Source organism: Nitrospiria bacterium (assembly GCA_035498035.1).
Taxonomy (GTDB): domain Bacteria; phylum Nitrospirota; class Nitrospiria; order JACQBZ01; family JACQBZ01; genus JACQBZ01.
This window is the reverse complement of the sequence record DATKAN010000047.1, coordinates 13,374-38,435: the sequence shown is the minus strand read 5'-3', so window position 1 is coordinate 38,435 and position 25,062 is coordinate 13,374. Positions and strand designations below refer to the sequence as shown.

The following is a 25,062-nucleotide window of genomic DNA, read 5'->3' as shown; positions in this document are numbered from 1 at the left end:
GCCGGACCCCCGCGGTCACTCCGGCCGTGTCATGATTGAAGGACGATCGGTGATCCTGCTCGCGTCGAACAACTACCTGGGTTTGGCCGATCACCCCCGAATCAAAGAGGCCGCAATCGCCGCCATCCGTCGGTACGGCTTCGGCAGCGGGGCCTCCAGATTGATATCCGGAAACACCCCCTCCCATGAATCTCTTGAAAAACGGATCGCCCAGTTCAAGCAAACGGAAGCGGCCCTGTTATTCAGCACGGGTTACATGGCCAATCTCGGAATTCTGTCCTGTTTGATTCCATCGGAGGGTCTTGTCATCGCGGACCGCTTGTGTCATGCCAGCCTCATCGACGGCTGCCGCTCGAGCGGATGCCGTTTCCGCGTCTACGAACATGGCGATCTGGACCAACTCGACCGCCTGTTGGGAAAAAAACCGGCCAAACAAGCGACGGTCATCGTGACGGACGGCGTTTTCAGCATGGACGGCGACATCGCCCCTTTACCCCGGCTCGTGGAACTCGCCGAACGCCACGGGGCGGTTGTTTTTGTGGACGAAGCGCATGCCACAGGTGTGCTCGGCAAAGGAGGCCGCGGCACCTTGGAGCATTTCGGGCTCAAACCCGGAGGCGTCATCCAAATGGGAACGCTCGGCAAAGCCCTCGGCGGTTTTGGGGCGTATGTGGCCGGAAGCCGCATCTTGATTGATTATTTAATCAACAAAGCCAAGACATTCATCTACACGACCGCGCTTCCTCCCGCCGTGACGGCCGCGGCGCTGGCGGCGTTCGACGTTCTGGAGGAGGAACCCCAACTCCGGGAACGTCTCTGGAAGAACCGAAATCATTACGCGAACGGCTTAAAGTCGCTCGGTTTCGATATCCTGAACAGCGAGACGCCGATTATTCCGATCATGATCGGAGATGACCGCTTGGCCATGACCGTATCGCAGCGTCTTCTCAAAGACGGCATATTCGCTCCGGCGATCCGCCCACCCACCGTGCCCAAGGGAACCAGCCGCATCCGCACCACGATCATGGCCTCCCACACCCCTGAAGACATCGATCGCGCGCTGGAATCCCTCGGGCGGATCGCCCGCTCGCTGGGGGTCTTATAATCCATGCGGGGCAGATATCCAGCGAGCCAAGCGAGGGAGAGGGGGAGGCGCCGTCCGGCTTCGCCGGTAAAAGCGAGGATCGGGCTTTGCCCGTCCGAGCGCGGGGTGTGGGGGCATCGGAGGAGCGAAGCCCCGCACGGGCCCCCACAGAAAATGGTGGCGACGTGAGCCCCCATGACAGACGTGTCGTCATAATCACCGGCGCAAGCGGAGGTTTGGGGCGAGCAACGGCACTGCGTTTTGGACTGGCGGGATGCCGGATCGTCGTTCACTTTTACCGGAACAAAGAGTCCGCGGACAAACTGGCCGGTGATCTGGAACGGCTCGGCTCGGAAGTTATCGTTCATCGGGCCGATGTTCGATCTTTGGCTGAGATGAAATCCATGACCGAGACCGCGCTGAGCCGATGGAGCCGGCTGGACGTTCTGGTAGCCAATGCCGCCGTCCGGCAAGACGGCCTGCTCCTCCGGACTTCGGAGGAAGCATGGGATTCCACGCTCAAGATAAATCTTACGGGCATCTGGAACGGTTTAAAGGCGGTCGGCGAGCAGTTTATTCGACAACACGGCGGGCATGTCATTGCAATCGGTTCGATCGCCGGGGTTCACGGAAGGGCGGGACAGTCCAATTATGCCTCCGCCAAAGCCGGACTGACGGGCCTCATCCGATCCGTCGCCGCGGAATGGGGTCCCGAGAATGTCTGCCTGAATGTGGTTTTTCCAGGCTTCCAGACCACCGGAATGACGACGGACCTTTCGAAGCCGATGCGGGAAGAATTGACCGGGCGGAATCTGTTGGGTCATCCCCCACCGATGGCCGAGGTCGCCGAGTTCATCTATTGTTTATCGAAGATGACAGGCGTATCCGGACAAATTTTTAATCTCGACAGCCGGATGTTTTAATGCCCCGCACAACCCCTCGAGGTATTTTTATTACCGGAACGGACACCGGCGTTGGCAAGACAATCGTGGCCGCCGGGTTGGCGGCGGAATTCAAGAAAAGAGGCCTTGATGTGGGGGTGATGAAACCGATTCAGACTGGCTGTCGGTTTCGGAAAGGAAAATGGATCGCTCCCGATGCCCGGTTTTTATTGAAAGCGGCCGGCAATGGCGATCCGATGAATTGGGTATGTCCTTATCGATTGAAGACTCCGGCGGCCCCGTTGGTGGCTGCCGAAAATGAAAGGAGGACTATCGATTTGAGCCGCATCACGGAAGCGTACAAACATCTCGCATCCCGGCACCGGGTCGTCGTAGTCGAAGGGATCGGCGGCTTGTTGACGCCCATAACCCCGACGGTGTCGGCCATCGATCTCGCCCTCCTTCTAAGACTGCCGTTGGTCGTGGTCGCCTCCACCCGTCTTGGAACATTGAACCATACGCTGTTGACCCTCCGCTGGGCTCGGAAGGCCGGCGCGACGGTCCTGGGCATTATCTTCAACCAATGCCGGCCGTCCTCACGAAGCCTGGCGGAAAAAACCAATCCCCGGGTCATATCCAGATTGTGTCCGATACCGGTGCTGGGAACGGTTCCGTTTATGGCCGGGGTGAGCGTGGATAAGGGGCGTTTAGGCGGTGTGCTGACTCTCGCTCATCACCTGAATGAAGGCCTCCACCACCTGGGGATCAAACTGGACCCCTGAATGGCGACGCAATTCATTGATGGCCACATCCATCGGGAGGCCCCGGCGGTAGGGACGGTTGGTCGTCATGGCATCAAAAGCGTCCAGCACCGCGACGATCCTCGACCCGATCGGAATCTGATGGCCCGACAGACCCGACGGATATCCTTTTCCGTCATACCTTTCCTGGTGATGATAGACGATCGGAACGACCGGAGCCAGAAACTTCACTTCCCGGAGGATTTCGGCCCCTTTCGCGGGGTGGGTTTTCATTTCCTCATACTCTTCCGGGGTCAGTTTGCCGGGCTTGGTCAATATCGTTTCCTTCACCCCGATCTTGCCGATGTCGTGCAAGGCGGCCGCGTACTTCAGCCAGACCCTCTCCTCGTCCGAGACGTTCAGACGCTCCGCAATGGAGATTGCCAGATCGACCAACCGATCGCCATGGCCGCCGGTATAGACATCCTTTACCTCAATCGCCTGGGCCAAGGCATTGACCGTCTCGAAATAAAAGTCCTCCAATTCCCGGTTCTTCGTTTCGATCACTTCAAACAGTTTGGCATTCTCGATGGCGATGGTGGCTTGCCCGCACAGGATGGTGGTCAGCTCCAGGTCGCTTTGTTTGTACGGAGCGTTGCCGTGTTTTTTGCAAAGAATTAAGATGCCGGTGACCCGGTCTTTCGAGACAAAGGGCAGGACCGCCACCGAGGCCAGGCCGGACTGCTGGAGAAAGATTTTCATTTCATGGGTCAGGGAATCCTCTTCGGCCAGAATCAGCGGCGTCTTTTCTTCCAGCACCCGCCGACTGAATGTCTCTTCGATTCGTTGAAAAGTCTCTTTCGGAAATCCCTCCGGCAGAATAAGACAGGAATCCGCCTTGACGGCATGGGTCCGATCCTCCATGAGTATCACGGCCGCCGCATCCGACCGGGTCTCTTTTAATACCACCCGGACAAAGGTCTCTAGCAGCGATTTCAGATGCAGATCGGAGAGAAGGGTTTTCCCCACTTCAAAAAGGGGAACCAATAACTTCAGGCGCATGTTTTCACGAAGGAGCCGGTATCTCTCAAGGGCATCCGCGACCGATCGGACCAATTCCTCCTGGGAAAAAGGTTTAATTACAAATCCTTGCGCCCCCAGTTTCATGGCCTCGACGGCATTATCGATCGTACCGTAACCCGTCATCACCACGGACGCAATCTCTTTCTGGACGTCCTTGATGGTCTGGAGGAGCCTTAGACCGTCCATCCCCGGCATGCCGATGTCGGTCAGAAGAAGGTCAAAATGCTGCAATCGGGACATTTCCACGGCCGCCTTGGCGCTGGCCGCGGTATAGGTTTGGTAGGATTCGCGCTTGAGAATTTCAGCACACAAACGCCGGATGTGTTCCTCATCATCGACAATCAGGATGCTTTGGCTCATGCCTCTTTCACCCTTTCCTCGCTGAATGTTCCGATGGAACCTGGCAAGTAGATTGATTAAAACAGAGAGCCAATCCGCCTTTAACGATGGATGGGCCTGGAGTCCTCCTGAAGGCGGATGCCGGCATAATAACAGCAATTATAGTTATCCAGATCGTTGATGAAAGATCGCTCCACACCATCCCGGAAGGCGACCCGGACAAAGCAAAACCCACCCGCCATGGTGGAAGAACGTTGTTCGGTCACAACGCCGACCCCCCACTGCGGGTACCTCAGGTGAATGACCTGATCACCCAACTTTAGGAAAAGCCTCTGCATTCCGGGTTCCTTGCCGTCCTTGTTCGGTTATCTGATCACAATAAATAATCGAAGCCAAAATCGGTCGCAGTATAGAGAACGGGCTTTTTTTTGTCAAGGAGGCGGCGACCTTTTTTCGAATTATTCATACCGAAGGGCCTCGATGGGATCCAATGAGGCCGCCCGTCGTGCGGGGTACAAACCGAAAAAGACGCCGATCGCAATCGAGAAGGCGGAGGCCAGCATGATCGAACTCAGCGATATGATCGTCGGCCAATGAACGAAGGCCGAAATGACACGGGAACAGGCCACCCCCAGGATCACGCCAAGGACTCCCCCCGCCAACGAAAGAACCACCGCCTCCACGAGAAACTGAAAAAGAATATCCCGACTCTTCGCCCCGACCGCCATCCGGATGCCGATTTCCCGCGTTCGTTCGGTGACCGAAACCAGCATGATGTTCATGATCCCGATGCCCCCGACAATCAGGGAGACCGATGCGATGCTTCCCAGGAGCAGCGTCATAATCTGAGAGGACGCCTCGGCGGCGGCCGCGATATCGGTCATATTCCGGACGGTGAAGTCGTCGTCTTGTTTGGGGGGGATGTGATGTCTTTGGTGGAGCAGCAGACGGATTTCCTGTTCCGCCGTGACGGTTTCCTCGGGAGAGTTGGCCGAAACCATAATGGCCTGAACGTAGGTCACGCCCATGATCCGTTTCTGGAGGGTTGAGAGGGGGATGATCACGGTGTCGTCCTGATCCTGTCCCATCGCCGATTGGCCTTTCGGCGAAAGAACCCCGACGATCTTGAACGGAACGCTTTGGATCCGGATGATCTGACCCATCGGGTCCTGGGAGCCAAACAGGTTGGTGGCCACCGTCTTGCCGACCACCGCCACTTTCGTCGCCCCGTCATAATCCGATTGGGTAAAGGAGCCCCCGGACTCGAACGACCAATCGCGGACTGTGAAATAGTCCGGCGTACTTCCCGTGACGGCCGTGGACCAGTTCTGGTTCGCGCTCACCACCTGGGCCACGGTTCGAAGCGACGGTGCGGCAAATCGAACCGAACCCAGCTCTTTCTGAATCGCAAACGCGTCGTCCTCCGTCAGGGTGGTCACCGAGCCGGAACCGGCGTGAACCCCTCCCTGGGTCGTGCTGCCCGGAAAAACCATCAGAAGGTTGGACCCGATGCTGGCGATCTGGGACTCGATTTGCGCTTTAGCGCCCTGCCCCACCGCCACCATGGCGATCACGGCCGCAACACCGATGATGATCCCCAGCATGGTGAGGACAGATCTCATGGTATTGCGGGCCAGTGCCCTTCCCGCGATTTTGAAAATCATGAGGAAGTTCATGGAGCCTTCCTCTCGCTCTCCGGTGAAGACTCAACCCGCTCTTTTGATAAAGCCTCTCGCGCATCGACATGATCGGCGACCGACTGATCCGAGCGGACGGTCCCATCCCGAAAATTTATAATTCGCCGGGCATAACGGGCGATGTCCGGTTCATGAGTCACCACAAGAAGTGTGATTTCCTCCCGATTCAATTCCTGAAAGAGGGCCATGATCTCGATCGACGTCCGGGTATCCAGGTTGCCGGTCGGCTCATCCGCCAGGATCAAAGGCGGCTGCATGACAAGCGCCCGGGCGATCGCCACCCGCTGCTGCTGGCCTCCGGAGAGCTGGTTTGGGTAGTGGTATCGTCGGTCTCCCAAACCGACCCTTTCCAGCGCTTCTCCGGCCTTCGCGGCCCGCTCGCGGCCCGACAAGCCGTCATAGAGAATCGGTAGCTCCACGTTCTCGATGGCGGTCGTCCGGTGCAGGAGATTAAATCCCTGAAATACGAATCCAATCTTGTGGTTGCGGATCCGTGCCCGATCGTTGGGGCTAAGACCTCCCACGTCCACTCCGTCTAATAGATAACGCCCCCGGGTCGGCCGGTCCAAACAGCCCAGGATGTGCATCATGGTTGATTTCCCGGAACCGGACGGCCCCATGATGGCGATAAACTCCCCTTGCGTAATGGAAAGGGTAACCCCTTTCAGAGCGGCCAACTCAATCTCACCGGTCTGATAAATTTTCCACAAATTCTCGATTTGGATCAACGGCTGCGTCATTTTTTATATCCCGGCGAGTTTCTATGAATCAAAACCGCATGAACGGCGGTCTTTTCCCGCTCTGGGACTCATTCTGTTGGATTTTCTCGATAATGACTTCATCGCCGGGCTTCAACGCCCCGGAAACCACCTCGGTATAACTTCCGTCGTTCAGCCCCAGGGTCACCGGAACCCCGACCGCCTTGCCGTTCGCCAGGACCCAGACCTTGGCCGCGTCGGCCTTTCCCGCATCGGACGGGCCCTCGTTCCCGGAAGTTTTTTCGGGACTGTAACGAAGCGCGGAATTAGGGATTTTGACGGCACGATCCCGATGACCGACTTTGATCGTGATATTGGCGGTCATACCCGGTTTGAGCTTGAGATCCGGATTTTTAACCCGGATGATGGCGTCATAAGTGACGACGTTCTGAACCACCAGCGGTTGGTTGTAGATGTCGTGGACCGTTCCATGAAAGGGGCTCGTGGGATAGGAATCCACGGTGAACTCCGCCTCCTGACCCAGCCGGACCTTTCCGATGTCGGCCTCGTCGACGCTGGTGTCGACCTGCATTTCGGTCAGATCCTGGGCGATGGTAAATAGGGTCGGAGCCTGAAGGGAAGCGGCCACGGTCTGGCCCACGTCCACGTTTCGGGATATGACGATCCCATCGACCGGCGATCGGATCGTCGTGTAACGGAGGTTCGTCTCGGCCAACTTGAGAGAGGCCTGGTCTTGTAAAACCTGCGCCTCGGCGGCCTTCAGTTCGGCCAGGGCGGAGTCATACGCCGTCTGAGTCGTATCCTTGTCGCTCTGGGCGACCAAGTTCTTGGAAAGGAGTTCCTCCATCCGACCGAGGTTGCGTTTGGCATCAACCACGACCACCCGTGCCTTTTCCTGGTTGGCCTCGTCGTTCGCCAGCTTCGCGCGGGCTTGTTCGACCTGGGCCTCAAAAAGAGCGGGGTCGATCTGGGCAACAATCTGTCCCTTCCTGACACGGGAGTTGAAATCGGCGAAGAGCCGTTGAATCGTCCCGGAAACCTGGCTTCCCACTTGAACGGTCACAACCGCGTTGACCTTTCCGGTCGCCGAAACGGTCGCCGTGATTTCCCCCTCTTTCACCGTTTTGGTTTTATACTGCGCGACCGTTTGATCGCTCCGGAAGAAAAAAACTCCGATTCCAACAAGGATCAGGAGGGCCGCGATCAGGAACCATTTATTTTTTATAAAAATCATATTATTAATGCCTTATACAGTAAACATTAAATTTCAAATTAATATTTTCGACCCATCGCCTTCTGCAACTGGGATTCGGCCACACGGTAGTCATACAGGGCCTGAACCTGGGAGGTCTTGGCGTTTGTCAACAGCACCTGGGCATCGGTTTGTTCCACGGTTGTCCCCACGCCGGCCTGAAATCGGCCGTTCGCCAGATCAAGGTTTTCTTCGGCCTGGCGAACGACGACATCGGAGGTTTGTACCCGCTCATCGGCCTCCATAAGATTAGAAAATACCTGGTGGACCTCAAGGATCACATTCTGTCTTAGCCCCTCTTCATTGGAATCGGCCACAATCATATTGGCCCGGGCCGCCGCGACCTGGGATTGGGTCAGGTAGCCTGAAAATAATGGGAACGTCAGCGTCAGTCCCACATCCCAATTCCAGACCAACGGATAGTCCTGGCCGCGCCACGTGTAATCCGCCACACCGTCGAGAACCGGGTAATAAGTCCGGCGTGCGGAGCGAATCGTCGCGTCGGCCGCGCGACGCTGCGCGGCCAGGGACAACAGATCCGGTCGGTTTGCAAGGGCTTCATCGATGGCCTGGGCCTCGGAGATCTCGACCCTTTTAAAGGTCAGCAGATCTTCCATCTCCCCGATCGGCCGATCCGGGACGCCCATGGCATTGGCCAGTGTGACGCGGGCCACCACCTCGGCATTTCTGGCCTTGATCAATTCGAGTTTCGCATTGGTGAGATTTACCTCCGCCGTTGTAACATCGTAGCGCGTGCGGGTACCCGCCCGGAAGAATCCTTCCGCCTGATCGAGATGCTCTTTAAACTGTTTGACCGTTTCCTCTTGGACCTGGACCAGACGCCGGGCCTGTAAAAGTCCAAAGTAGGCCACCTTGACATTCATGGCCACAATCTGTCGGGAGGCCATCTCGCTCAAGTCGCTTCCCTGCATCGATTCGCGGGCCGATTCCACGTCGGCGATGGATTTCCCGAAATCGAAGATCCGTTGCTGGAGTGTCAGGGTGGCCGCGTAATTGTTAAAGGACGTGTTGGAGGGTTTCGGAGTTTGACGGGGTATTGCCAGGGCCTGGCTGGACTGGACACTGGTGGAGGTGTTTCCCGTCGCCCGCGTGTAGGTGGTCTGGAGGTTCAGTTGGGGGAAATAATTCGAACGAGCTTCCCCGATCAGGGCCTCTTGGATCTGCAGCGCTCCCCGCGCCGCCTGAAGGCTGGGATGATGACCGAGCGCGGTATCAACGGCCTCTTGAAGCGTCAAACGATCGGCGGCCGTGGCGGGCTCCTCCGCAAACCCGTCGGATGCATTCAGCAACATGGGGATCAGAAACAGCAAAACGTTCAATCGGCCATATTTGAGATCCATGCGATTACCTCAAAAAAAGAGCTTATTTCACCATCGTGGGTTCCGACGTCCGTGTCTCCAGGGATTTCCCATCCGCGAGCTGTTCCCGTAACGCGGGCGGACGGCGCCTTCGTCTGCCGCTCAGACGTTCCTGGAGCGATTCCAGATATAGGTAAATCACCGGAGTAATGTATAAAGTCACCAGTTGAGAGACCATCAGCCCGCCCACGACCGTGAGACCCAGCGGGCGGCGGGCCCCGGCCCCCGCGCCCAATCCGAGCGCGATCGGCAGGGTTCCCATGAAGGCCGCCATCGTGGTCATCATGATCGGCCGGAACCGGATCAGGCACCCTTCGACGATCGCATCCAGCGGGCTTTTTCCCTCTTTGCGCTGGGCTTCGAGGGCAAAATCGATCATCATGATGGCGTTCTTCTTCACGATGCCCAGAAGCATCAGAAGTCCGACGAAGCCGTAGACGTTGAGCTCCGTACGGAAGATGAGCAAGGTCAGCAGCGCGCCGAAGGCGGCGGAGGGAAGACCCGAAAGAATCGTCAGCGGATGCGCAAAGCTTTCATAGAGAATCCCCAGCACGATGTAAATCACCAGAACGGCCAGAAGCAAGAGAAGCCAAAGCCCCTGAAGCGAGGACTGAAACGCCTGAGCCGTTCCTTGAAAGCTTGCGCTGAGCGTTACGGGGAGACGCAGTTCGTGTTCAAGTTTTTCGACGCGGGCCACGGCATCGCTGAGTGAGACGCCGGGTTGAAGGTTGAACGAAATGGTAACGGCCGGAAGCTGTCCGAGATGGGACACGGTCAGGGGACCGACCCCCTGCGTCAGTCTCGCCACGGCGCCCAGCGGAACCAAAGGTCCGTTCGCGGAGCGGATGTAGAGTTTGGAAACCGCCGCGGGATCCCGTTGGTACTGAGGTTCCAGTTCCATGATCACCCAGTACTGGTTGGTGGGCGTGTAGATCGTTGAAACCTGCCTTTCCCCGTACGCGTCGTACAAGGCGTTTTCGATCTGATCCGCCGTGACCCCCAACGCGGAGGCCCGATCCCGGTCAATATCGACAACCACCTGGGGATTTCGGATTTCCAGATCGGTGGTCACATCCTGAAAACCCGGCAACAGGCCCATTTTGTCCTCCAGAACGGAGGCCCAGTGATAGAGTTCGTCCGTATCCGCGTCCTGCAGCGTATACTGGTACTGGCTCTTCGTCAACTTTCCCCCGATGCGAATGATCGGCAGGTCCTGCAAAAAGACGGTCATCCCCGGAACCGCCATCAACTTGGGCCGCAAACGCTGGATCACTGCCTCCGAGCTCGGCCGCTCCGAGGGCGGTTTGAGGAGGACGAACACCCTTCCGGTATTCAACGTGGCATTCGGGCCGCCCGCGCCGATGGAGGACATAAACGACTTGACGGCGGGATCCTGCCGGAGGATCGCCGCCACCGCCTGTTGATGTTCCCTCATGGAATCGAATGAAATGTCGTCCGAAGCCTGGGTGAACCCAAAAATCATGCCGACGTCTTCGGTCGGGATGAATCCTTTGGGCATGGCGGAAAAAAGATATCCCGTCGCGATAAGGAGAAGGATGAACAATACCATCATGGCCCGGCGAAAGTTCAAAAATCGCTTAAGGCTTCTCTCATAACGCCTTAAAATGCCCTCGAAAAAACGCTCCGATAAATTATACAGCCGGCCGTGTTTCCGATGGTCCGGGGGGCGCAGAAAACGACTGCAAAGCATCGGCGTAAGCGTCAGGGAGACGAAGCCGGAAACAAGGACCGCCGACGTAATCGTCACGGCGAATTCATGAAGGAGCCGTCCAAGAACCCCGCCCATGAGAAGAACTGGGATAAAGACCGCCGCCAGCGAGAGGGTCATCGACAGGATGGTGAAGCCGATTTCGGCCGAGCCGTCCAGCGCCGCCGCAAGCGCGCCCTTGCCCTTTTCCATATGCCGCACGATGTTCTCCAGCACGACGATGGCATCATCCACGACGAATCCGACGCACAGGATCATGGCCAGGAGGGAAAGATTGTCGATGCTGTAGCCCAACAGGTACATGACGGTAAAGGTCCCGATGAGCGACATGGGGAGCGCCAGGCTGGGGATCACGGTGGCCGAGAGATTTCTCAAAAAAAGGAAAATCACCAGGACCACCAGGCCGACCGCCAGAAGCAGCGTAAACTGGACGTCGTGGACCGACTCCCGGATCGACTCCGAACGGTCGTAGAGAATGGCCAGATCCACGGCGGCCGGCATCTGGATTCGGAAGGTCGGGAGCAGCTTCTTGATCGCGTTCACCACCTCGATCGTGTTGGTGCCCGGCTGGCGCTGAATGGCCAGGACGATCGCGCGGGTCGAATCATGCCAGCTGGCCACCTTGTCGGTCTGTACGCTGTCGATTATTCGACCCAACTCCTCCAGACGGACCGGAGAACCGTTGCGATAGGCCACGATGAGACGGCGATAAGCGGACGCATCGGTCAATTGGCCGGTGGCCTGAACGGTAAAGGCTTGATGGGTTCCATAGAGGGTTCCCGTCGGTATGTTTACGTTGCCCTGTTCCAAGGCCTTCTCGACCTCATCGATGCCGATGCCGCGGGAGGCCAGGGCATCGGGATCGAGCTGGACCCTCACGGCATACTTCTGCGCGCCGAAGACCTGGACCTGCGCCACGCCGTTGATCATGGAGATGCGCTGCGCCATCAGAGTCTCGGCGTATTCGTCGACGGTCGATAGGGGAAGGCTCGCCGAGCTCAACGCCAGGAACAGAATGGGTTGCTCGGCCGGATTGACCTTCTGATAGGTCGGGGGCGTCGGCATTCCAGGGGGCAGGTTCTTCGCCGCGGCTGCGATGGCCGACTGGACGTCCTGCGCCCCGGCGTCGATGTTCCGATCCAGGCTGAACTGAAGGGTGATCTGGGTGACCCCCAGCGCGCTGGTCGAGGTCATCGAGTCGATGCCGGCAATCGTCGAGAACTGGCGCTCGAGGGGCGTGGCCACGGAGGAGGCCATCGTATCGGCGCTGGCGCCCGGAAGACTCGCCGAAACCTGTATCGTCGGAAAATCGACGTTGGGGAGCTGACTCACGGGGAGCAGGCTATAGCTCACGATGCCGAAGAGCAGGATGGCCGACATCACGAGGGTGGTCATGATCGGCCGACGGATGAACAGTTCAGGAATGCTCATGGGTTTTTATCCGACCCCTCTTCCGGATCGGCGGCGGTCGGGGCGACGGATTTAATCTCGACCCTCGTTCCCGAAGCGAGCCGGAGCTGACCGTCCGTCACCACCTGCTCGCCGGAGGACAAACCCCGCTCGATCACGGATTCACCGCCCACTTCCCGAGCCACGACAACCGGACGGGATTCCACCGTCCGGTCGGATTTGACGACGAACACGTATGAACCCTGCTGTCCCGTCTGAACGGCCTGGGATGGCACCACAATCGCATCGCGCTGTGTCGTCAAAATCAAAACCACGTTCACGAACTGACCCGGCCAGAGCTTTTTCCCCTCGTTCGGGAAGAGCGCTTTAAGTTGAATCGTGCCGGTCGTGTCGTTGACGGTGTTGTCCACAAACGTCAGTCGGCCTCTCGCCGGAGTCACCGGACTGTGGGGAATCGTCGCTTCCACGTTTAACGGACCGTGCGCCTGATATTCCCGGATTTCCGATAGATTCTTCTCGGGAACCGAAAAGGCCACATAGATCGGATGAATTTGATTGATCGTCACCAGGGGATGGTCGGGGTCGTTCACCTTGACAAGATTTCCCGGGTAGACCAGCAACGTCCCGGCGACCCCGTCAATGGGCGAGCGGATCGAACAGTATTCGAGTTGAAGCTTGGCTTGGTCGATGGCGGCTTGGTCCGCGAGCACGGTGCCTTCATAGGCTGTCGCGGTGGCGCGAAGTTGTTCGTACTGTTCCTGACTGACGTATTGTTTTTGAAGAAGGTCCTGATAGCGATTGGCTTCCTGCCGGGCGTTTTCGGATTGCGCAAGGTCTCGCGCCAGATTTGCCTCGGCCTGCTTGAGCTGCACCTCGAAGGGGCGCGGATCAATCTTAAAGAGGAGATCCCCTTTCCTGACCTCCTGGCCCTCCTTGAAATAGGCCTCCGTCAGCGTTCCTTCGACGAGGCTTTTGACGATGACCGTGGAATAGGCCTGCACGTTCCCGATGGCGTGTAGTTGGACGGGCATGGGCTTTTGGACGACGGCGCTTACAAGGATCGGAACGGCGGGGACCCCCTTGGAATCCTTTTTCGGGCTTTGTCCGGCCGACTCCCCGGAGCAGGCCGAGAGGAAGGCCAGGCCCGCCCAAAACACCGCCGCCGTTTTCAACGAACGCGGACCGAAACCTCGAGACAAGGCGAATATCGGAGGGATCCCAACATGGCATCTTACTCCCCCCCCCGTCATGTTCCTTTTAACGATCTTCACGTGTGACAACCCCTTTAAAAACCTTCCCAAGCAGAACGATCCCTTCCGTGATTTTTCGCAATTCCGGAGCGGATCGATCGGCCAGGGCGGTCCTCACAGACGTGCACGCCGCTCCGCGGACGTGTCGGTAGCGCCGGGAGCCGCTTCGCGTCAGGGTAAGCACCACATGGCGGCGCTTCCGAGGATGCGCTTCACGTTTGACCAGACCTTGGTCCACCAGACGTTTTACAACCGCGGACGCCGTGGGCGGGGTGACGCCCAGATGGTCTGCGACCCCGGAGAGATCGGTTCCCGGAAAACGATCGAGATAGACCAACGTTCGCAATTGGGGAACCGAGAGAAACAAGGACCCCTGCCGCCGCATCTCGTTCCGGATGAAGCGCATTACAACGGGAACTGCTTCCATGATTTCCCGGGCGCAACGCTCGTCTGTCGATCGAACCGCCATCATTTCCGAGTGGTATGTTGAATTAATTATTAGCTTATCTAAATATAGTGGATCACCGTCCCCGTTGTCAAATACATTCAGCCCGCTCCGAAGGGTCCATGAAATCCCTCCCTGCGCCAGGGGCGGCGTACCGCCGCCCCCGATCAAGTTCCCACCCCTTCTCGACAATCAGCCTTCTTTTTCGGGCCGATCTTGAGGGTTCGCCATGGGTCCGTGGCCGTACCCCCTTCGCCCGACCCCCGCTTCGTGTCTCGACCCCATCCCCTCCCGCCATTTCTCACGCTGGTCCGGCGTCAGAACCGCTGACGCCGAACGCAGGGCCTTCACGCCCTCGAGACGCAAGGCCGTACGGGCGCTTTCGGACTTCTTCAAAGCCTCCTCAATGGTCGGCAGTTCAACCTTCTCGTTGAAGACGTCCGCCCGGACATCCACCTCGGCCAGCTTCATGTCCGCTTTTTCCCGGATGCGATCCTTCTCGTGCCCGAGCGCGATGGCCTTGATCCTCGATACCTGCTCCGCCGACAAACCGAGTTCCTTCTGGGACCGAATCAACCCGTGCAGTGCGTGACCGACCATGTCGCGCATGCCTCCGCGGTGCCCATCACAGTGGCGACCCGTCATGGCCCTTGGACCCGGGTCTGAATCGGCACGAACAACGGTTACCAGACCGACCCCCCCGACCATCAGGCCCCCGAGGACGAGCATCCGAAATAACCGAAAACCATTTGTCCCGGTTGGATTTGACATTTTGATTTCCTCCTATGCATTGAGAACATCAGAGGCTGTTCTCACCGGCCTTCATTTCTTCTGATTTTTTTCAATATCACGGATTGAAAAGAAAGCGGCCCCCCGATCAGTATCCGATTCCCACCCTCCGGTATGAACGACCTAAAACCGCCGTTACCTGCCTTGATCAGTTTAAGAGGCCGGTCATAGTCATGTCCGTTAAAAGGGAGGGAACCCGCCGTCCCGACCCCGTCGGCCACCGCCACCCCTCCGGCCATCGAGCTCACTGGATGACTCGGTAGAATCGGCTTCAGGCCTCTCAACCTGAGCCGTCACTTTGATTTCAACGAGGGCTTCTGGAAGGGCCAGGCGGCCCCACTTGAACGATGGTGCTGTCGACCTGGACCGGGTCAGACGCCTGGGCCTGTTCCGCATAGACGCTGCGCCGGATTCTTGGTGCCACTGCAGTGGACCGCGGAGCTCGGTGCCCTCGCCGACACAATTGGCCAGCGGTACCGCGCCCTAAAGCAGGCAAATCGCCGACGGCCCGATTCACCAGCGTCTGAGCAACGCAGCGGAAGGTTTCCATCTCAGGACGTCGTTTTTCATCGAACTCCTAAGCGGCCTTCCTGGGCTGGCTCAGCCCGTTCATCTTTCGCATTTCGGGCGAGCCGTGTTGACGGTTTCTGAGAATAACCGGATCCACAAGGTCTCCGCACTGCACACACCGTAGAACATTGAAATCGTAACAAGATTCCACCACCATGAATCCTCCGCATCGCGAGCAGATCAAGGCGCCACGGAACCCATTTTCAAAAGGGTCATGGGTCACTTTCATACGTTCAGCCGAGAATCCGACTCTTGCACCCATCGAAGTCCTCTCCTTTCATTGTCGTTCAGGACAGCGCTCGACGCCTTTCCATTATTTCCATCTTCCGCGACCAAAAATGTGGGTATCCGATCGATCTTTTCCAAGAAACTAACGCAGTAATGGCCCAAGTGCCAGATCGCCTCCCGAACCCGTTGATGGCAGGCTGCGGCTACCTCGACCACGATTTGCCATGATTCAAGAGCGATATGCACCTTCGCACCGTAATTTCCTGTTGTCTCGATAAGCTCCAACAAATCTTCGCACGTCAGTTCTCTTGCCGTGCTGATCAAGACCAGATAAGCGGGGGCCGGGCTCCTAAAGTTTCCCATCCCGAATGGATCTCGGACCATGATGATTCGCTCCACTGATTTACGCTCCTTTCCCCCAGTAAGCCTAAGACCCCGTATGATTGTTGACGGGGAAGAACAGGGAAACGGTGGTGCCCCGGTCCGGGGCGCTCTCCACCTCGATCTTTCCCTGGTGTGCCTCCATCACGGTCTTGCACAGGCTCAGCCCCAATCCATACCCCCCGGTGTCTTTGGAACGTGATTTATCGACGCGGTAAAAGGGCTCAAAGATGTACGGGAGCTCATCTTCCGGAATTCCGACGCCATTATCCCGTATATGGATCGTCCAATAGGCTCCGCGGCGCTCCATCGAAATTTCCACGGGTCGACTGGAGTTGAACGAGTATTTCACGGCATTATCCAACACATTTTTCAGCATCGTTTTAACCCGGGCGGCGTCCAAATTCAGCTCAACGCGGTCCGGCATGTCGCCCATCCGAATGCGGGGGAGACGGCCCTCGAAGACCGAGGCCACCCCCCTGATAAGGTCAATCAGATTGACCGGCTGGAGATTGAGCTGGCCGTGGGTGAAGTGCGAACGGGCCGTCATGAGAACCTCGGTCACCATCTTCTCCATTTCTTCCACGTCCTCCCGTATGCTTTTCTTCGCGGAACCTTCGGACAGGGATTCCAACGCGACCTTCATCCGCGTCAACGGAGAACGCAATTCATGGCTCACGTCCAGCAGCAGCTGCTCCTTCGCCCGGAGCATGTTTCGCAGCCGCTCCGTCATGGCGTTGAAGGCACCGGCCAATTCTCCCAGCTCGTCGGAACGCCGGAGCTGAACGCGGTGATCGAGGTTTCCGCGACTCACGGCTCTGACACCCTCGGTGAGCGCCTTGACGGGGTTCAAAATTCTCCGGATGAGAATATAGGTCCCGGCGAGAATCGCCGTCAGCAGGGCGATCAAACGGCCGACAGCCTCTACGTTTACGGCCGTCCAATTGAACTCGTGGCCCAATTCAAAAATGAAGCGCCCCCCGCGGTCCTCCATCACAAAGATATGGCGGCCGCGGTCCTCTCCGATCAGAACATTCGGGCGCTTCCGCGACGGTCGCAACTTCATCTGAGGAGAGAGGGAGAGGGTCTCTGAAGTGGACCAGTTCAGATCCGGGCTCTGATAACGGATCTGGATCAACGCCTCTCGGGCGATTTCCCGGGCCCGTTCCGGGTCGGGAGGATCGCCAAGATCTTTAACGATGTAGTTCAGATGATTGATGATGGAATTGCGCATGGCCGGCTCGTTCGTTGCGTGCTCGTGCCGGATGAAGGAGGTCACCGAGAGGTTGATGCAGATGCCGGCAACGATCAGGACGAGCAGCAGCTTGGTAAAAATCGAATGGAAAATCATTGTGATCCAGTTATTCCCCATCGGGTTCCTCACCTGCGATAAAGACGTAGCCCGTTCCCCACACGGTCTTGATGAAGGAAGGGTTTTTGGGATCGTCCCGCAATTTGTGGCGCAACCGGCTCATTGTGATGTCGACGGAACGATTGAACGCGTCATACTCCATCCCCCGCAACTCCTGCAGGATCTGGTCCCGGTTCAACACCTTGCCGCTGTTTTTGACCATCAACGCCAATGCGGCAAACTCGTTCGTTGTCAGATCAACGAGGGCCCCGTCCAGCTTCGCGCTCCGTTTGGAAAAGTCGACCTCCAACCTCCCGAATTTTTTGACGGAAGGTTCGTCCCCCCCCCGAGCCCGGCGGAGAACGGACTGAATACGCGCCACCAATTCTCGCGGCTCAAAAGGTTTTGGAAGATAATCGTCCGCCCCCAGCTCCAAACCCACGATCTTATCGGTCACCAGGCCCCTCGCCGTCAACATAATGATCGGAACCGTATAGGACCGACGGATCAATTTGCAAACCTCAAAACCGCTCATTCCGGGAAGCATGACGTCCAGGATGATCAGATCCGGCACCTGTTGCTTGAGTTTCCTCAATCCCTCATCGGGACGGGCGGCCGTGAGAACGTTGAATCCATAATCTCCGAGAAAATCGACCAGCAGTTGGTTCAGCTTGGCGTCGTCATCAATAATGAGAACGGTGGCCTTCATCTGACTCCCGAATTGGACCCGAAGCCCTCGCTGTTCACTAAACTTATCCTACCAAAGTTTTAAAAGGGAAGCTTTTCCAAGATGTAAAAAATTGTAACAATTTGTATTCGGTGATCGGCGGAACGCTCCGAATTCATCAGGGCGATCCTCTCATCCGAGAGGACAATGGAGGGAAGGGGAAATGATCAAGAGTCCGATTGTCCCCGGCCGGTTCAACCGGATCGGAGGATTTTTTCCAAATCGGCCGTCGCGCGTTTCACATCGGACTGGGAGAGAATCGCCGAAACCACCGCAACTCCATCGACCCCGGTCGTCATCACCTGACGGACATTACGCGGGGAGATTCCGCCGATGGCGACGATGGGAATCCGAACCTGCTCGCGGAATCGTCGCAGCATTTCGCAACCGAGAGGGGGGCGGTCCTGTTTGGTGATCGACGAGAAAACCGGGCCGATGCCGAGATAATCCGCCCCCCCGGCCTCGGCCTCCGTGGCCTGCTCCAGGACGTGGGCCGAGATGCCGATGATCCGATCCGGCCCAAGGAGGGAACGCGCCGCCGACAAGGGAAGATCATCCTGTCCGAGATGGACCCCGTCGGCCCCGACGGCCAGGGCCAGATCCACCCAGTCATTGATCAAGAAGGTCACCCCGCTTCGCCGCGATAAGGCCCGAAGTTGGAGGGCATGGTAATAGGCATCCCGTTTGGAGAGATTTTTCGCGCGGTATTGAAGGGATTCCACACCGCCGGCCATGGCCTGCGCGGCGACGTCCGTCAGGGACCGACCCGCCAACGAATCGTGATCCAGGATCAAGGTGAGACCGGAGGCGACGGACGATTTCATCTTCAACCGGAGACTCGGGCCTGCTCCGAAGAGAGAAATTTTTCGAGATAGCCGGTCGAGATTCTTCCTTTCTGAAACACGGGATCATCAAAGATTCGCTTGTGAAGGGGGATCGTGGTCTTGATTCCTTCGATCACGAACTCGTCCAAGGCCCGTCGCATGCGGGCCACCGCCCCATCCCGGTTTTCGGCATGGACGATGAGTTTGGCGATCAGCGAATCGTAATACGGGGGAACCACGCTGTCGCACATCACCGCGGAATCCACCCGGACACCCGGCCCGCCCGGGGGCCGGAAGTTCGAGATCGTTCCGGGGGACGGCGTGAAGGTGTCCGGACATTCGGCGTTGATCCGGCATTCAAAGCTGTGACCGCGCACCTTGATGTCATTTTGACGGAAGTCCAGGGGCAGGCCGGCGGCGATCTTGATCTGCTCCTTGATCAAATCGATTCCGGTCACCATCTCGGTCACCGGATGCTCGACCTGGATCCGGGTATTCATCTCCATAAAATAGAACCGCTGATCTTTGTCCAGGAGAAACTCCACGGTGCCGACGTTGCAGTAATTGACCGACCGACCCACCGCGACGGCGACCAGACCGATCTCCCTCCGGAGGGCATCACCGACCGCGGCCGACGGCGATTCTTCGATGAGCTTTTGATGCCGGCGTTGTATGGAACAGTCCCGCTCGCCCAAATAGACCGTACGGCCTTTTTCATCCGCCAGGATTTGGACCTCGATGTGCCGGGGTTCAAGGAAATATTTCTCCAGGTAAACGCCGCTGTCCCCGAAAGCGGTTTTCGCCTCGGCCTGGGCCGTCTGGAAGGCCGACAGGAAATCCTCCTCCTGCGTCACCACCCGCATCCCCCGTCCTCCCCCGCCCGCGGTGGCCTTGATGATGACCGGATATCCGATGCGCTTGGCCGCCTCCAGGGCCTCCTTTTCTTCCGAAATCACCCCCTGGCTGCCGGGCAAGACCGGGATCCCTTGCTTCGTTATGATCTCCCGGGCTTTCGCCTTGTCCCCCATCATGGCGATATTCTCCGATGTCGGCCCGATGAACTTGATACCGACCGACTGACACACTTCCGCAAAATGCGCGTTCTCGGCCAGAAAACCGTATCCAGGATGAACGGCCTCGGCGCCCGTAATCTCGGCCGCGCTGAGGATGTTCGGGATATTGCGGTAACTGAGCGCCGCGTCCGCCGGCCCGATGCAGAGATGTTCATCCGCCAACCGGACATGAAGGGCTTGGGCGTCGGCCTCCGAATAAACGGCGACGGTCTTGATTCCAAGCTCACGGCAGGCTTGGATGATCCGGACGGCGATTTCACTTCGATTGGCCACCAAAATTTTTTTAAACACGGGTGTCTCTTTGATCTCCGATGAGGGTTTCCGAAACGGTCCGAAGCCGACCGTCAGGTCGGGGCGAGCGGCTCGATGCGAAAAAGAGGCGCGCCGTACTCCACCGGCTGGGCATTCTCGACCAGGATCTCGACGATTTTTCCCTCCCACTCCGACTCGATCTCGTTCATCAGCTTCATCGCCTCGATCACACAAAGAATCTGTCCCTTTTTGACCGGACTGCCGATCTCGACGTAGGGATCCGAATCGGGCGCCGGAGCCCGATAGAAGGTCCCCACGACCGGCGCCGTCAACGTAAGCCAGCCGGCCGGAACCGTGGACGGGGGCGAAGCCCCATGCGGAAGCGGGGCCTCCACCGGAATCGTCGAAGCCGCCGGCGCTTCCTCGGTCAAGGGTACGGGGACCGCCGGGGTGCGGTCTCTCTTGATCCGGACCCGCACCCCCGATTTTTCCAGCTCCAGTTCGGCGATCTGGCCTTTCTGGATTAACTCAATCAGCTCTTTGAGTTCCTTGATGTTCATAACGCCCTAGGCCCGTTCCACATAGGCCCGGGATCGGGTGTCAACCTTGATGACATCCCCTTCTTCCAAATACAAGGGCACCTTGATCGTGGCCCCGGTTTCCAGGACGGCCGGCTTGGTCCCGCCGCTGGCCGTGTCTCCCCTCACCCCGGGATCCGTTCGGCTGATTTTCAGCGCCACAAAAGTCGGAACTTCCACGGTTAGCGGTTTGCCCTTGTAGATCAGAATTTTTACGAGCATGTTCTCTTTTAAAAAATCCCGGCTGTCCCCCAGCTGATCCTGGTCAAAGGCCAACTGCTCATAGGTGGAGGTGTCCATAAAGTGGTATTCGCGTCCCTGGGCATACAGGAACTGCATCTCCTTTTCCTCGATATCCGGCTCCTCCAGCGTTTCGCCCGAACGATAGGTGCGCTCGAGGACATTTCCGCTCTTGAGGCTCTTCAGCCTCGTCCGGACAAACGCCCCTCCTTTTCCGGGTTTGACATGCTGAAACTCGACAATGACGAACGGCTCGCCGGAAATTTCCACCTTGGCGCCGTTGCGAAATTCGGTCGTAGAAATCACACCCACTCCCTCCTTGGCTGTTTTAGGTGTTATGGAAAAACCGTCAGGCCTTCGCCGGTTTCGTCCTCAAATGGTGGATCGCAGCCAACAGCCCCAATTGATAACTGTAGGCGCCGAACCCGCTGACTTGTCCGACGGAGACTTCCGCGATGTAGGAGTGCCGGCGAAAGCTCTCGCGCTGATAGATATTCGACAGGTGGACTTCAACGGTGGGCAGGCTCACCGAAGCGACCGCATCGCGCAACGCAATACTGGTATGGGTATAGGCCGCGGGGTTGATCAACAAGGCCTGGTACCGACCGGACGCTTTCTGAATCAGAGTCACCAGTTCTCCTTCGGAGTTGGACTGCTCGATGGTCAGTTCCACCCCTTCTTTCTCGGCCAGCGTTTTGAGCTGCCTGTCTATCTCGGACAAGGAGACGGCCCCATACACCGAGGTTTCACGACTTCCCAGCAGATTCAAATTCGGACCATGCAGCACCAGTATTCGATCCACGGTTTTCCGTTTCCTCACAGCTCTGTTTTGAGCAGCGCGGCGGCGCGTCGCAGAAGGAAGCGCGCCTTTCCCAGATTTCCTCCGGCTTGGATCACAAGAATCAAAAAATAGTCGGCGGTGACCTGCCGGACGAGCACCACGAAACGTTCGGCGCTGGTCACCAGTTCCGTGATTCCACCGAACCCGACCGAATCGCCCAGCTTGCCGGCCGTCTTGAGAAGGCCGTTGAACTCGGCCCCGAGAACCTGGAGGTCGAGTTGATCATCCCGTTTCAGCTCTTCGACCACGATCCCATCCATACCGACGAGGGCCACGCCGTGCGCTTCCTCGAGTTCTTCGGTCACCCGCTGGAGCGAATCGGCCAGGCTCATCAGCCTTGCCCCTTTTTAATGCTGTCCAACCAGGATTGAAGCCGCTGTATCTTCTGCATCTTTTGTTGATCCCGGTCATCGGCCGGCGCGGACTCCGTCGGGGATGACGGCTTCGGGGCCGGCGGGGGTGCAGGCGGGGCGGTTCCGGCCGGGGCTTGGGTGGACGTATTGAGTTGCGGGCCCTCGTTCAGCAGCCGGGCCAGGTCGACGGTTTCATCCAGTTTTTTAAACAAGACCTGATTCGTGGGATCATTGGCCAACAATCGCCGATAGATGGCGATCCCTTTCTCGTAAAAGCCTTGCTTGACATACAAATCGCCCAGGGCCTCGGTAGTGATTTCATCGGCGGGGGTGGGGACGGCCGGCCCTTGTTCAAGGGGCGCCTTTTGGGATTTCGGCGACCCGGGCTGAGGGACATCCGGCGCATTCCCCGTCAAGGGCGCTTCCGCCGCCGGAGCACCCAAAATTTCCTCCAGGGACGGAAAGGCCTCTTTCCGTTCGACAGACGCGGCTTTGGGTTCGGCGGTGCCGACGAGGGCCGACGAAGCCTCGGCCGCCGGCGGCCCTTCCGCCGGCGCCGGTGCAACTTCCGCGGTTACCGGCGGCGCCTCCATCAGGGACGGGGAAATTTCGGCCGCGGCCTCTTCAGTTTTCGGCTCGGGCTGGGTATGGGTAGTTTGCTCCACCAGCGCTTCGACGGAAACCGCGTCGTTTGAAACGACCGTTTGCGCCTGAGTCTTCTGTCTTTGAGTCGCTTCGATGCGATCCAGTTCCTCCAGGATGAGTTTCATCTCGGCGTCCTTGGGATTGGACAGCAATACGGCCTTGCAGGAAATCCGCGCCTTGTCCATCCGACCCGCGTCCTTGTAAAGTTTGGCCAGCTTCCGGTGGGCGAGGAGGTTTTCGGGATCGGCCTTGATCACCTGTTCAAACTCCCCCCTTGCGTCGGCGATCTGACCGATTTCAAGATAAACCTTCGCCAGGGTCGCCCGGGCCGTATGAAAGTTTGGATGAATCTTCAATCCGTCGGTCAATACGATCATGGCCTCGTGGGTCATCCCGGACTTCAAGTATTCCTCCGCCAAGGCCACAAAGAGCCTTGACTTGGGATCTTTGCTTAATTTTTCCGACAACTTGATGATTTCGGGAGAAAGAGGCTTTTCCTGTCCCTTTTTCTTATCCATAAATCTCCAGGAGAGATAACCGTTCGGGCCGCTTCATCATAACAAATCCCGGAAAAAAGTCAATGAACTGGCCGATTTCCCGTTCCCGCTCGACTTTTCAGCTCCTTGATCCGATCGAGGATCCTCTCGGCCACTTCGGCCTTTGACAATTTGGGCAAGGCCGTCGCGTCGCCGTTGGCATCTATGAATGTGACCACATTGGTGTCCAGGTCAAAACCCGCTCCCTCCTGGGTCACGTCGTTGGCCACGATCAGATCGAGCCCCTTCCGCTCCAGTTTGGAACGGGCCCGGCTTACAACCTGCTCCGTCTCGGCGGCAAAGCCGATCAGAATCTGTTGGCCCCGCCGCGAACGGACCTCCGACAGAATATCCGCGGTGGGTTCAAGTTCAAGGAACAGGGGTTCACGACCTTTTTTAAGCTTTTGTTCCGATCTCTGCACGGGACGATAGTCCGAGACCGCCGCCGCCATGATGAGCACGGTCGCGTCGGGAAAGCATCGCAATACGGCCTCCCGCATCTCCGCCGCGGATTGGACCGAAATCCGCTCCACCTTCGCAGGGACCGGAAGATGCGTCGGCCCGCTGATCAAAAGGACCCTCGCCCCGCGTCCCTGGGCGGCGCGCGCCAGGGCATAGCCCATTTTCCCCGAGGATCGATTCGTGATGTAGCGTACCGGATCGATCGGTTCCCGAGTGGGTCCGGCCGTCACCAACACCGTTTCCCCCTTCAGGTCTTCCCGCTTTCTCAGCCGGGTAATGACGGCCTCCACGATCCGGCTCTCGGAAGCCAGGCGTCCTATCCCCTCCTTGCCGGAGGCCAGAGGACCTTCTTCGGGAGAGAGCACCTGAACACCGAGACCGTCCAGAACCGATAAATTGCGCTGCAGCACGGGATGCGTCCACATGTCCCCATCCATGGCCGGGGCGATCACCATCGGCGAGGAACTGGCCACCGCGAGGGTGGTGAGGAGATCATCCGCGATGCCGTTCGCGAGTTTGCCGATGACATTGGCCGTCGCCGGGGCGATCAGAATCATATCGACCCGCTCGGCCAAGGTCAGGTGGCGAATCTCCTCGCTGGGATCGAAAAGGCTCGTGTAAACAGGGCGCCGGGACAGGACCTGAAAGGTAAGCGGCGCGATGAATTGCTGCGCCGACGAGGTCATTACAACCGTCACCTGCGCCCCGGCGTGGACGAGTTGCCGAAGGACCAGGACCGCTTTGTAGGCCGCGATGCTTCCCGTTATACCCAAAAGGATGTGCCTGCCTTGAAGATCCATTTCCATACCGCTTTCCCTGTTACTCTTCCGGCTCGACGACGGGGGGCTCTTCCTCCTTGCGGTCGCTCAGGTAGACGCTGAGGTCCTTTTTGATTTCGCTTTCATCTTCCTGCGGCAGCAGTGCCTTGGCCCGGGCCTTGGCCCGTGCCCGCTCCTCGAGCTCCCGGGCCGCCATGGCCTCTTTCATGGCCACCTTGGCCTCCTTTCCGGTCATAAAGTCCGTCTTGCTCTGCAGGACCTCGTCCAGGGCTACGGTGGTTTCCTTGGTGAACTTGCTGGTGACTTGGGGCTTGGACCCCTGCATCAGCTGTCGGGCCCGCTGGGCCGCGATGATGACCAGCCGGTACCGGCTGTCGATCTTGGTATCGTCAAAATCCGTGATCAACGACATGATGTCCATTATT

Annotated in this window: 25 protein-coding genes; 3 read left to right on the top strand and 22 right to left on the bottom strand. The window is 58.1% G+C overall.

The window, feature by feature from the left end; all coding sequences use genetic code 11:
• The 3 genes from bioF to bioD all read left to right on the top strand — a co-directional run.
• On the top strand, positions 1-1,105 hold a 1,105-nt coding region (gene bioF, locus VMN77_09820; protein HTN44077.1), incomplete at its 5' end, for an 8-amino-7-oxononanoate synthase.
• Positions 1,106-1,212: 107 nt separating this feature from the next.
• Positions 1,213-2,007: an SDR family NAD(P)-dependent oxidoreductase gene (locus tag VMN77_09815; protein ID HTN44076.1), complete on the top strand. Its 795-nt coding sequence runs from the start codon at positions 1,213-1,215 to the stop codon at positions 2,005-2,007.
• Positions 2,007-2,747, top strand: a complete 741-nt coding sequence (gene bioD / locus VMN77_09810) for a dethiobiotin synthase (GenBank protein HTN44075.1) — start codon at positions 2,007-2,009, stop codon at positions 2,745-2,747. The genes VMN77_09815 and bioD overlap by 1 nt, the downstream gene beginning before the upstream one ends.
• Here bioD and VMN77_09805 read toward each other — a convergent pair.
• From VMN77_09805 to rpoZ, 22 genes are all read right to left on the bottom strand, one after another.
• Positions 2,673-4,148, bottom strand: coding sequence for an HD domain-containing phosphohydrolase (locus VMN77_09805; GenBank protein HTN44074.1), 1,476 nt, complete (start codon positions 4,146-4,148; stop codon positions 2,673-2,675). The two genes, bioD and VMN77_09805, sit on opposite strands and share 75 nt — an antisense overlap.
• 80 nt (positions 4,149-4,228) lie before the next feature.
• Complete coding sequence (locus VMN77_09800; protein ID HTN44073.1) at positions 4,229-4,465, bottom strand: DUF3553 domain-containing protein; 237 nt, start codon at positions 4,463-4,465, stop codon at positions 4,229-4,231.
• A 120-nt stretch (positions 4,466-4,585) separates the two neighbouring features.
• Complete coding sequence (locus VMN77_09795) at positions 4,586-5,803, bottom strand: ABC transporter permease (protein ID HTN44072.1); 1,218 nt, start codon at positions 5,801-5,803, stop codon at positions 4,586-4,588.
• On the bottom strand, positions 5,800-6,564 hold the full coding sequence (locus tag VMN77_09790) for an ABC transporter ATP-binding protein (GenBank protein HTN44071.1): 765 nt from the start codon (positions 6,562-6,564) through the stop codon (positions 5,800-5,802). Before VMN77_09790 ends, VMN77_09795 begins: the two co-directional genes overlap by 4 nt.
• A 28-nt stretch (positions 6,565-6,592) precedes the next feature.
• Complete coding sequence (locus VMN77_09785; GenBank protein HTN44070.1) at positions 6,593-7,777, bottom strand: efflux RND transporter periplasmic adaptor subunit; 1,185 nt, start codon at positions 7,775-7,777, stop codon at positions 6,593-6,595.
• A gap of 38 nt (positions 7,778-7,815) precedes the next feature.
• On the bottom strand, positions 7,816-9,156 hold the full coding sequence (locus VMN77_09780) for a TolC family protein (protein HTN44069.1): 1,341 nt from the start codon (positions 9,154-9,156) through the stop codon (positions 7,816-7,818).
• Positions 9,157-9,178: 22 nt separating this feature from the next.
• A complete protein-coding gene (locus tag VMN77_09775; protein ID HTN44068.1) occupies positions 9,179-12,334 on the bottom strand; it encodes an efflux RND transporter permease subunit in 3,156 nt (1,051 codons plus the stop codon).
• The gene (locus VMN77_09770) at positions 12,331-13,512 is read right to left on the bottom strand and encodes an efflux RND transporter periplasmic adaptor subunit (GenBank protein HTN44067.1); all 1,182 of its coding nucleotides are present in this window, start codon (positions 13,510-13,512) and stop codon (positions 12,331-12,333) included. Before VMN77_09770 ends, VMN77_09775 begins: the two co-directional genes overlap by 4 nt.
• A gap of 58 nt (positions 13,513-13,570) precedes the next feature.
• Positions 13,571-13,990 carry a MarR family transcriptional regulator gene (locus tag VMN77_09765; protein ID HTN44066.1) on the bottom strand — a complete coding sequence of 140 codons (420 nt, stop codon included), beginning with the start codon at positions 13,988-13,990 and terminating at the stop codon, positions 13,571-13,573.
• A gap of 210 nt (positions 13,991-14,200) precedes the next feature.
• Positions 14,201-14,653 (bottom strand): periplasmic heavy metal sensor, encoded by a 453-nt coding sequence (locus VMN77_09760; GenBank protein HTN44065.1) that lies wholly within the window; start codon positions 14,651-14,653, stop codon positions 14,201-14,203.
• A 939-nt stretch (positions 14,654-15,592) separates the two neighbouring features.
• Entirely contained in the window at positions 15,593-15,994 is a 402-nt protein-coding gene (locus tag VMN77_09755; protein HTN44064.1) for a hypothetical protein, read from the bottom strand.
• Positions 15,995-16,022: 28 nt separating this feature from the next.
• Positions 16,023-17,348, bottom strand: coding sequence for a HAMP domain-containing sensor histidine kinase (locus VMN77_09750; GenBank protein ID HTN44063.1), 1,326 nt, complete (start codon positions 17,346-17,348; stop codon positions 16,023-16,025).
• Positions 17,338-18,036 (bottom strand): response regulator transcription factor, encoded by a 699-nt coding sequence (locus tag VMN77_09745; GenBank protein HTN44062.1) that lies wholly within the window; start codon positions 18,034-18,036, stop codon positions 17,338-17,340. Before VMN77_09745 ends, VMN77_09750 begins: the two co-directional genes overlap by 11 nt.
• A gap of 212 nt (positions 18,037-18,248) precedes the next feature.
• Positions 18,249-18,878 (bottom strand): thiamine phosphate synthase, encoded by a 630-nt coding sequence (thiE, locus tag VMN77_09740; GenBank protein ID HTN44061.1) that lies wholly within the window; start codon positions 18,876-18,878, stop codon positions 18,249-18,251.
• A 2-nt stretch (positions 18,879-18,880) separates the two neighbouring features.
• Entirely contained in the window at positions 18,881-20,242 is a 1,362-nt protein-coding gene (accC, locus tag VMN77_09735) for an acetyl-CoA carboxylase biotin carboxylase subunit (protein HTN44060.1), read from the bottom strand.
• Positions 20,243-20,295: 53 nt separating this feature from the next.
• Entirely contained in the window at positions 20,296-20,763 is a 468-nt protein-coding gene (gene accB, locus VMN77_09730; protein ID HTN44059.1) for an acetyl-CoA carboxylase biotin carboxyl carrier protein, read from the bottom strand.
• A gap of 6 nt (positions 20,764-20,769) precedes the next feature.
• Positions 20,770-21,327: an elongation factor P gene (gene efp / locus VMN77_09725; protein ID HTN44058.1), complete on the bottom strand. Its 558-nt coding sequence runs from the start codon at positions 21,325-21,327 to the stop codon at positions 20,770-20,772.
• Between the two features lie 43 nt (positions 21,328-21,370).
• A complete protein-coding gene (gene aroQ, locus VMN77_09720) occupies positions 21,371-21,823 on the bottom strand; it encodes a type II 3-dehydroquinate dehydratase (GenBank protein HTN44057.1) in 453 nt (150 codons plus the stop codon).
• Between the two features lie 14 nt (positions 21,824-21,837).
• Positions 21,838-22,194 carry a hypothetical protein gene (locus tag VMN77_09715; GenBank protein ID HTN44056.1) on the bottom strand — a complete coding sequence of 119 codons (357 nt, stop codon included), beginning with the start codon at positions 22,192-22,194 and terminating at the stop codon, positions 21,838-21,840.
• Entirely contained in the window at positions 22,194-23,378 is a 1,185-nt protein-coding gene (locus VMN77_09710) for a tetratricopeptide repeat protein (GenBank protein HTN44055.1), read from the bottom strand. Before VMN77_09710 ends, VMN77_09715 begins: the two co-directional genes overlap by 1 nt.
• Positions 23,379-23,437: 59 nt before the next feature.
• On the bottom strand, positions 23,438-24,664 hold the full coding sequence (coaBC, locus tag VMN77_09705; GenBank protein HTN44054.1) for a bifunctional phosphopantothenoylcysteine decarboxylase/phosphopantothenate--cysteine ligase CoaBC: 1,227 nt from the start codon (positions 24,662-24,664) through the stop codon (positions 23,438-23,440).
• Positions 24,665-24,677: 13 nt separating this feature from the next.
• Positions 24,678-25,058 carry a DNA-directed RNA polymerase subunit omega gene (gene rpoZ / locus VMN77_09700; GenBank protein ID HTN44053.1) on the bottom strand — a complete coding sequence of 127 codons (381 nt, stop codon included), beginning with the start codon at positions 25,056-25,058 and terminating at the stop codon, positions 24,678-24,680.
• Between the last annotated feature and the right edge of the window lie 4 nt (positions 25,059-25,062).

Bases quoted from the DNA above. Each gene is read 5' to 3' on its own strand.
- bioD (HTN44075.1), top strand. From the start codon at position 2,007: ATGCCCCGCACAACCCCTCGAGGTATTTTTATTACCGGAACGGACACC.
- VMN77_09805 (HTN44074.1), bottom strand. From the start codon at position 4,148: ATGAGCCAAAGCATCCTGATTGTCGATGATGAGGAACACATCCGGCGT.
- VMN77_09800 (HTN44073.1), bottom strand. From the start codon at position 4,465: ATGCAGAGGCTTTTCCTAAAGTTGGGTGATCAGGTCATTCACCTGAGG.
- VMN77_09795 (HTN44072.1), bottom strand. From the start codon at position 5,803: ATGAACTTCCTCATGATTTTCAAAATCGCGGGAAGGGCACTGGCCCGC.
- VMN77_09790 (HTN44071.1), bottom strand. From the start codon at position 6,564: ATGACGCAGCCGTTGATCCAAATCGAGAATTTGTGGAAAATTTATCAG.
- VMN77_09785 (HTN44070.1), bottom strand. From the start codon at position 7,777: ATGATTTTTATAAAAAATAAATGGTTCCTGATCGCGGCCCTCCTGATC.
- VMN77_09780 (HTN44069.1), bottom strand. From the start codon at position 9,156: ATGGATCTCAAATATGGCCGATTGAACGTTTTGCTGTTTCTGATCCCC.
- VMN77_09775 (HTN44068.1), bottom strand. From the start codon at position 12,334: ATGAGCATTCCTGAACTGTTCATCCGTCGGCCGATCATGACCACCCTC.
- VMN77_09765 (HTN44066.1), bottom strand. From the start codon at position 13,990: ATGGAAGCAGTTCCCGTTGTAATGCGCTTCATCCGGAACGAGATGCGG.
- VMN77_09760 (HTN44065.1), bottom strand. From the start codon at position 14,653: ATGACGGGTCGCCACTGTGATGGGCACCGCGGAGGCATGCGCGACATG.
- VMN77_09750 (HTN44063.1), bottom strand. From the start codon at position 17,348: ATGGGGAATAACTGGATCACAATGATTTTCCATTCGATTTTTACCAAG.
- VMN77_09745 (HTN44062.1), bottom strand. From the start codon at position 18,036: ATGAAGGCCACCGTTCTCATTATTGATGACGACGCCAAGCTGAACCAA.
- thiE (HTN44061.1), bottom strand. From the start codon at position 18,878: ATGAAATCGTCCGTCGCCTCCGGTCTCACCTTGATCCTGGATCACGAT.
- accB (HTN44059.1), bottom strand. From the start codon at position 20,763: ATGAACATCAAGGAACTCAAAGAGCTGATTGAGTTAATCCAGAAAGGC.
- VMN77_09715 (HTN44056.1), bottom strand. From the start codon at position 22,194: ATGAGCCTGGCCGATTCGCTCCAGCGGGTGACCGAAGAACTCGAGGAA.
- VMN77_09710 (HTN44055.1), bottom strand. From the start codon at position 23,378: ATGGATAAGAAAAAGGGACAGGAAAAGCCTCTTTCTCCCGAAATCATC.
- coaBC (HTN44054.1), bottom strand. From the start codon at position 24,664: ATGGAAATGGATCTTCAAGGCAGGCACATCCTTTTGGGTATAACGGGA.
- rpoZ (HTN44053.1), bottom strand. From the start codon at position 25,058: ATGGACATCATGTCGTTGATCACGGATTTTGACGATACCAAGATCGAC.